The organism is Microcoleus sp. Pol12B4 (assembly GCF_036701385.1).
GTDB lineage: Bacteria > Cyanobacteriota > Cyanobacteriia > Cyanobacteriales > Microcoleaceae > Microcoleus.
In genome coordinates this window covers 1-1,143 of record NZ_JAUBQR010000467.1, presented here as the reverse complement: position 1 = coordinate 1,143, position 1,143 = coordinate 1, and the positions used below count along the sequence as shown (strand labels likewise).

Annotated in this window: 2 protein-coding genes; both read right to left on the bottom strand. The window is 42.6% G+C overall.

What is annotated here, in order from left to right:
* On the bottom strand, positions 1-590 hold a 590-nt coding region (locus QUA38_RS29095; protein ID WP_333168019.1), incomplete at its 3' end, for a DUF6816 family protein.
* A gap of 245 nt (positions 591-835) precedes the next feature.
* On the bottom strand, positions 836-1,143 hold a 308-nt coding region (locus tag QUA38_RS29090), incomplete at its 5' end, for a heme utilization protein HuvX (protein ID WP_333168016.1).

Genomic DNA, 1,143 nt, shown 5'->3' with positions numbered 1-1,143 from the left:
TTTAAATAAATATCAGACTCTCCCCGAAAAATCTGCTGAGAAATCTCTGTAGACACAAACTCGCGAGGATTCGGCGTCTCAGCTCCCCGACTGGTAACAATCGAAATTAATTGGCGTTCCCATTTCAAAACAGTAATTTGGCGGTTGGGATTGGTCGGATCGACTTTCACCGAAAGTACGCCATCGTCGCCTAAATAAGCCTTGGCAATATTCAAACCGTTAAAAGTGCGATCGGCTACAATCTTTTGAGCTTTTTTAAAGGTATAATTAGAAATCAAGCCACGATTTTTTTCAGGTTGAAATCGCACTTTAAATAATACTGGTTGCTGCAAATACTGGCGGTTACTTTCAAACCCTGGCGTCACAATATTTGGCGCTAAAGGAGCGGCTAAATCTACCAAAGTGCTAGCAACATTCCAATTCCCCGCCATCCAGTCTGGATATACCAAATCTCCCTTAGCTACAGCGATAGGAGGCTTGCTTTCCCAATTGGGAAAACTGGATATGCGATCGCCCAAAACCCCCGCCCTCGCACCACCATCCCACAGTAACACCAGTAAAACCAAACAAAAACTCCAAATTACCTTCATACCCAATTACATTCAAACAACTAATTTTCTGTCCCTTTTTCTCTTCTTTATCTCTTCTGGGCGTTCTCTGCGGTTCATTAATTCATAAATTAGACAATAAATCAGTTAAACATCATATTTTATACACTTTTCATAAACAGGCAAGATACCTGTTGCACAAAAATAAATGTTCTGCTTGTGGGGAGTAGGGGTTGAGCATCCTGCCCGCCCCCAATATGCAATTTCAAGGTGGAAAAATCTATGTTTTAAAGCGCCTCAACAGGTGCGGGTTCCCAAAACTCCCCGTATTTTTCCTTCAATTCCTGCCAATGCTCCACCTGTCCTGGTTCGTATTCCCCCGGCTTTCCCCACTGCAAAAATGCGCTCAAAGCAGCCTCACTTTGTTCGTCCATAAAACGGATTGCATAAGTAGTAAAATTGCCTCTTTTAGCCTCGCCCGTTTCAAACTTCACCTGTTTAATTTTGTCCATATTCAGATGAAACTCAAATATTTCGGCGTGCATATTGGCATACTTACCCTTCGGCAACTCCGCATAAAACAGCTTGCGAATTG